Source organism: Mycobacterium sp. (assembly GCF_025933915.1).
GTDB lineage: Bacteria > Actinomycetota > Actinomycetes > Mycobacteriales > Mycobacteriaceae > Mycobacterium.
Genome location: NZ_JAICZA010000207.1, coordinates 1 through 6,377, shown reverse-complemented (window position 1 = coordinate 6,377; position 6,377 = coordinate 1). Strand labels below are relative to the sequence as shown.

Below are 6,377 nucleotides of genomic sequence, written 5' to 3'. Positions count from 1 at the left end.
TATCCCGCCATCCACCACCTGACCAGCCCGCTGCGCAAGGCGGCAGCGGCGGCGGGAAAGCCGGACTACGTACACCTGTGGGCGGGCACCGGTTTTCGCCACGCCACCGCCGAGCCCGCGACCGACATTCTGCGTCGGCTGGCGTCCGACCTGTGACAGTTCAGTATTCGAAGCGGTTGAGCACGTCGTAATTGCGCCCGCCCATCGCCCACGTCACCCTGTAGATCAAGCGCACCGCGGCCGACGGGATCTGCCCGTAACCGGCCAGCGCGGGCGTCTGCTCGAGAAACCGCAGCCGGGGATGCCAGGCCGCAACCTGGCGCGCATCCCGGATGCCCCAGGCGATGATGCCTCTCGTGAAGACCTTGGACAGCAGGGGCGCCAGGGCCGAGAGCGTATCGAAATGCATTTCGCCGCCGGGGAATCGGTCGATCACACGCTGCAGCAGCCGCCGAACCTCCTCCTCACGCAGGTACATCAGCAGGCCCTCGGCAACGACCAGGGTGGGACGCCCGGTGGGGACGTCGTCCAGCCACTGCGGCTCGGTCACCGACGAGCCGATCATCCGGTAGCGCTCGGTGTCGTCGTAGAGGCGTCGCCGTAGCCCGATGACCCTGGGCTGATCGACATCGAACCACGAAACCGACGGCGGTACGGCAAGCCGGAACGCTCTGCCGTCGAGGCCGCAACCCAGATGCAGCACGACGGTATCGGGATGACGGGCAAGGAAATCAGCGCACCAGTCGTCGAACTTCTTGGCGCGCAAGGCAACCAGGTATTGGTTCGAGGCGGGCATCGTACTCCGGTGCATTCGCTTGAAGTCATAGTCGATCCGGTCCACCGCTTCCGCGGCCGCACTGTCCCCCAGAATCGGCCGTTCCGAACGGCTTTCGCACGCCCGCAGATACAGCGTGACGAGGTTCGTCCATTCCACCGAGCCCCAGGCAACCGAGGTGAAGTCGACCTTGTCCGTCGCAGTCATGGCTGTCTCCTCTTCGCCCGGTATTCGGTCCACATTTCCATCAGCTGATCGCGGTAGGCCTGCGTGCAGAACTCGCAGAAGTCGCGGAAGTCCTCGACGCGCTGCCGCTGTTCGGCGCGGTCCTCACCCAACACGGACAGCGCGAACTCGGCGGGCTCGATCCCCCGCCGCATCAGCGACAGCTGCGTTTCCAGCACGCTGGTGAACCCGCCCGGCGTGACCCGGTAGAGGTGTTGACGGTTCGGGCTCGGCAACCGCTCCACCATGCCACCCTCCAGCAGCTGCCGGGCGACAGTGCTGATTGACGCCTTGCTCACCGATAACGCGGCGGCCAGCTCGGTCAGCGACTGCTGCGGCGGATCGCAGATCAGCAGCCACCCGTACACCCGGCCCATGGTGCGGGTGGCGCCGAGCAGCTCGAAGAACAGCCCCAGGCGGTCGACGAACTCGGCCTCTTCCGGCGACATAAACCCCCACTAGTTCGTTCAGTACATACTAAACGTAACTTACATGGAGCGGGCGCGGTTCGAGGAAGGGTGATCACGGCCCGACGTGGGGGCGTGTGCGCACTGCGCTCACCGTGCGGACCGGCGCCCGTTCGCGGATTGCGGTGTCAGAACGCCTCGGGGTCCCGCTGCACCTCGACCGGCACCGGGTGCCGATACAGGCGGGATGCGTTCTCCCAGCTGAATTTACGGACGACGTCGGGCGGCAGGTCACCGATTTGTTCGTGGATGGTTTGTTGGGTGTGCGGCCACGTCGAATCGCAATGCGGGTAGTCGGCTTCGAGCATGATGTTGTCGACACCTATCCGGTCCCGCTGCACGAACGACGACTTGTCTTCGACCGCGCAGAACCAAAAGTTGCGGATCAGCACCTCCGCGGGGGTCAATCGCTCACCGAGCGCCTGCCAGGTGCCGTACATGGCGTGATAGCTGAGCATATGGTCGAGGCGGTCGAGCAGCCCTGCGACCCAGCCGATACCGCCTTCGGACAGGCAGATCTTCAGGTCGGGGAACCTGCTGGGCAGTCCCGAATACAACCAGTCGACCGCCGCGGAGATGGCATAGGCGAAAAAGAGCACCCCCTGCACGTCCGGTGGCGCGTCCGCGGTGGTGGACGGCGACGACCCCGACGATCCGATGTGCAGGTTCACCACGGTGCCGGTCTCGGCGCATGCGGCCATCATCGGATCCCAGTGGTCGGTGTGAATGCTCGGCAGCCCCAGCATCGCCGGGTTCTCGCTGAACGTCACCGCGTGAAAGCCACGTTCGGCGTTCTCGTAGATCATCTTGGCGCCGAGTTCGGGGTCGAGCAGCCACGGCAATTGGCATCCGATGATGCGGTCGGGATACGTGCCCGCCCAGACATCGAAATGCCAGTCGTTCCAGGCCCGTACGGAGGCCAGCGCCAGGTCGCGGTCGCTGGTCACTTGCTGCAGCCGTTGCCCGGCGAAGCCCGGGAGGAACGAGGGGAAGTTGAGCGAGGCATAGATCCCGTTGAGATCCATATCCTTGACGCGCTCATGGATATCCCAAGCACCCCTGCGCATTTCGTCGAATCGGACGGGCTCGAACCCGTACTCCGCCACCGGCCGGCCCACCACCGCGTTGAAGCCGACGTTGGGCAGTTCTCGGCCGTCATACACCCAGGTCTGTCCCCCGGTGTCGGTGTCCACGACTTTGGGCGCCCGGTCGGCGAACTTTCGGGGCAGGCGACCGGTGAAGGTGTCCGGGGGTTCGACGATGTGATCGTCCACCGAGATCACCGTGTAGCGGCGCGGCGCCCGGGGTGGATCCGGCAGCAAGGTGACCGAACGCTCGGCGCCGGTTTTCGCCGTGGTGAAGCTCAGGTCGGTGGCCAGCTCGTCGATCGATTTCACGCGTCAATCTCCTTGTGGCTCAAGTCAGCACATCGGGATCGGCCTTGATGGTCATGCGCGCCGCCCCGGCCCAGTACACGTCGGCGGCCCGTTCGATCAGCGAGCGCTGCATGCCGGCCATGTCCGACCACTGCATGGCCACCGGCTCCTTGCCGGTGAGCATGACGTCGTAGGCCAGCTTGCATACCCGTTCGATCGAGGCCGCGCGGTAGACGGCTTCGGGGAGGTTGCGGCCGGTCGCGATGACGCCGTGGTTGGCCAGGATGGTCAGGTTGGCCCCGCCGATGCGGGCCGCGAGATCCGCGGCGCGGCCGGGGCTGTCGATTTCGCCGTCGTACGTCTCGACCAGGCACAGGTCGTCGAGGAACAGCGAACCGGTTTGGTGCACCAACTGGGGCAGTCTGCCCAGCGCGGCGAGCACACACACGTAGTACGGGTGGTTGTGGATGACCACTCGGGCGTCGTCGCGGACGCGGTGCAGTTCGGTGTGGATGTGGATGGCCGGAGTGACGTCCCAGCGACCGCTGACCACGTGCGCGTCACCGTCAACCACGCAGATGTCGGAGGCCGTGAGCTCCTGCCACCACAGACCCCACGGGTTGACGAGCATGTCGGTCTGGCCGTCGAGCTGCCAGGTGATATGTCCGGCCATGTTCTCGGCGAACCCGATTCCGGCGAGGTGACGGAAAGCGATGGCAAGCGCCTGCTGACGGGAGAGTTCGACGCCGATCGGCGGAATCACCGACGGCGCCCAGACTTCCAATCCGCCACGGCGTGCGTTAGGAGCGTTCATGACCAGCCTCCATCCTGGCTCCAATATCCTCGCGAAGTCGGCCTTTGGCTATCTTTCCGCCCGACGATCGGGGCAGTTCGTCGAGAATGATGAGTCGCTCGGGCAGCAGTTCCTTGGAAACTCCCAGCCCCAGCAGGTGTTCGACGAGCTCGGGAAGGTCGATGGTGGCGGAGTCGGTGAGTTCGGCGTAGAGGCAGACCTTTTCGCCGAACACCGGATCGGGCATGGCGACCGCGGCCGCCACCGCGATGGCGGGATGGGTGGTGACGGCGTCTTCGACCTGGCTTGCGCTGATGTTCTTGCCGCCGCGCACGATGAAATCGGAGGTGCGCCCGGTGACCCGCAGATAGCCGTCCGCGTCGATGTCACAGATGTCGCCCATGCGCATCCACCCGTCGCGGGTGAACAACTTGTCGTGGCCGGTGCCGCCGAGGTAACCGAGGCTGGTCGCCGGACCTCGGCATGCGGGCTGGCCTCGCCCCGTTTCGGTGACGTCGCGGTCCCCGTCGAACAGCCGGACCGCCATTTCGGGGATGATGCGACCCCCGGTGCGCAGCCGGCGCTCACGCGAGTCGTCGACGGTGGTCGCGCTGAGCATCCCCGTTTCGTTCGACCCGAAGAACTGCAGGATCTTGGCGCCGGTGAGCTCCTCGAACTCCGCCGCCGGCCGGTACGGCAGCGCCTCCCCACCGGTGTAGACCACACGCAGTGAACTCAGGTCGTGTTCGCGGCTGGCGGGGTCTGCCATCAACATGGTCAATTGTGTGCTGACACAGCATAATACGCTGACCTTGTGCCGGGCGATCGCCTCACAGGTGGCTTTGGTGGTGAACCGGTCCAGGATCACCGCGGTGGCGCCGAGGTAGATCGGCGTGGTGTGGCTGGTCCACAGCCCGAACCCGAACGGCGTGGGTATCACCGGCAGGAAGACGTCGTCGGGCGTCAGCAGGCCGTTGGCGACCGCCTTCTGGTGGAAGTAGTGCCAGCGGTTCTGGGTGTGCACGACACACTTGGGTAGCCCGGTGGTGCCGGAGGTGGAGTTGATCAGGAAGACGTCGTCGGGGCCGAGTTGGGCGTCGCTTGCGAGCGCCTTGGGTTCGGCGTCGACATCCAGGTGCAGCGTCGGGCTCAGGAGCAGCGCGGGCAGCCCAAGTTCGTCGGCCACCTGCGCGGCGGCGCCGCGGCGGGATTCATCGCTGATCAGGACCTTCGGGCCCGCGCCGCGCAGGATCGCCGCGGCCTCGCGGGTGCCGGCCCGCGCGCCGACACCGACGACCACCGCCCCGCACCGTTCGATGGCGACGAACAGCACGTGGATGGCCGCGCAGTCACCGTGCCATACGGCCACCCGTTCCCGGCGCACGACGCCGTAACCGGCCAGCGTCTCAGCCAAACGAGTTGCGGCGCGGTCGAATTCACGCCATGTCACCGATGTCTTGGCATGGTCGATATAGGCGGGACGGTCCGGTGCTTGTTCGGCGTTGCGACGCACCGCGTCCGACAGCGTCGAATCGCACCACCAGCCCGCGGCGCGAAACCGGGCCGGATCCTCCTCGGAGAATGCCGGGGAGGATCCGGTATCCAGCCCACCGGCGCCCATCCCGAAATGATAGGAAAGCCAACCGCGGACTCCGGCGTCAGGGATTCGGCATGGCGGGCCCGCACGTCGACATCATTGCCGAAACGCGGGGTGATCCACCCGCGCCCGACGCCGCGCCATGGCCGCACGGGCGGCATAGATTCCGGCGCTGACCGCGAACATCGCGCCCGTCAACAGCAGCCACCGACCCAGAAAGGGGTCCTGGGTCTGACCGGTCGCGGCCCGGTAGGTGGTGGCGCCCTGTTCGATGATGCCGGGAAGGAACACCAGCAGCGTCAGCCCCGCACCCAGCGTCGGCACCCGGACGTAGTTGAGCACGGGCACGCGGGGGCGGGTGCGCACCGGCATTGCCTTTCGACTGCCTGACAGCAATCGGTCGAGGCACGCGTAGACGGGGAACAACACCAGGTCGTGGGCCACGACGGCCGCGGCGAACCAGACGATGATCGACTGCCACCACACGCCGGCGTTCCAGAGGGTGACGGGTTTGACGATGGCCAGCACGTAGCCCAGCACCGCGAACCCGGTGAGCATCGTCAGCAGGTGCAGCGGGTGGGATCCGTAGAGCCTCGCGAAAGCGGCTATCGCACTACGCATGTGCGCTCCCCACAAAGGCGATGGCGGCCACCCACTTGGTGTTGTGCACGCCGGGCAACGCGGGCACGATGATGCGCGCGGGAAAGCCGTGGTCCGGGGACAGGTCGGTGCCGTTGACCCGAAGTGCCAGCAGCGCATCCGGGTGCAGCACCTGGCTGCCCTGCAGGGTGGCGCGGGCGAAGGCGCCGGAGCGTTCCAGCGACGACACCCGCGCCGACTCCGGTGCGGGCACGCCCGCCAGGCGGGCCAGATCCGCCAGCCGCACCCCGCTCCAGGTCTGGATGGTCGACCAGCCCTCCACGCAGGCGATCGGCAACACGGCCGTGTGCTGCGGCATCGCCAGCAGCGCGGCGCGGTCCACGGTGAGCGGTTGGGGGCCGCCGCTCACGCTTAGTCGCCACCGGCCGGCGGTGCCTTCGGGAGAGATACCGGCGGCCGCCGCGGTCCGGTTGACCTCGAAGTCATTGGGCCCGTGCCCGCGGCCGCGTCCGCGTGGCAGCAGCAGGGCGGCGGGCCGGGTGTA

Annotated in this window: 7 protein-coding genes and 1 pseudogene; 1 reads left to right on the top strand and 7 read right to left on the bottom strand. The window is 67.0% G+C overall.

Features of this window, described 5'->3' with window-relative positions; genetic code table 11:
- Positions 1–156, top strand: a pseudogene (locus Q0W90_RS22160) (nitronate monooxygenase); the annotation flags it as partial.
- Between the two features lie 4 nt (positions 157–160).
- On the opposite strand, the gene Q0W90_RS22155 reads toward Q0W90_RS22160, so the two are convergent.
- The 7 genes from Q0W90_RS22155 to Q0W90_RS22125 form a co-directional block, all read right to left on the bottom strand.
- Entirely contained in the window at positions 161–982 is an 822-nt protein-coding gene (locus Q0W90_RS22155; protein WP_297698581.1) for a class I SAM-dependent methyltransferase, read from the bottom strand.
- A complete protein-coding gene (locus Q0W90_RS22150) occupies positions 979–1,449 on the bottom strand; it encodes a MarR family transcriptional regulator (RefSeq protein ID WP_297595985.1) in 471 nt (156 codons plus the stop codon). The genes Q0W90_RS22155 and Q0W90_RS22150 overlap by 4 nt, the downstream gene beginning before the upstream one ends.
- Positions 1,450–1,595: 146 nt before the next feature.
- Positions 1,596–2,864, bottom strand: coding sequence for an amidohydrolase family protein (locus Q0W90_RS22145; RefSeq protein WP_297595987.1), 1,269 nt, complete (start codon positions 2,862–2,864; stop codon positions 1,596–1,598).
- Between the two features lie 19 nt (positions 2,865–2,883).
- Complete coding sequence (locus Q0W90_RS22140) at positions 2,884–3,657, bottom strand: class II aldolase/adducin family protein (RefSeq protein WP_297595990.1); 774 nt, start codon at positions 3,655–3,657, stop codon at positions 2,884–2,886.
- Positions 3,644–5,257 (bottom strand): class I adenylate-forming enzyme family protein, encoded by a 1,614-nt coding sequence (locus tag Q0W90_RS22135; protein WP_297595992.1) that lies wholly within the window; start codon positions 5,255–5,257, stop codon positions 3,644–3,646. The genes Q0W90_RS22140 and Q0W90_RS22135 overlap by 14 nt, the downstream gene beginning before the upstream one ends.
- A gap of 72 nt (positions 5,258–5,329) precedes the next feature.
- Positions 5,330–5,854 carry a hypothetical protein gene (locus Q0W90_RS22130; protein WP_297698577.1) on the bottom strand — a complete coding sequence of 175 codons (525 nt, stop codon included), beginning with the start codon at positions 5,852–5,854 and terminating at the stop codon, positions 5,330–5,332.
- Positions 5,847–6,377: molybdopterin-dependent oxidoreductase (locus Q0W90_RS22125; protein WP_297776627.1), on the bottom strand; the 531-nt coding region annotated here is incomplete at its 5' end. The genes Q0W90_RS22125 and Q0W90_RS22130, both read right to left, overlap by 8 nt.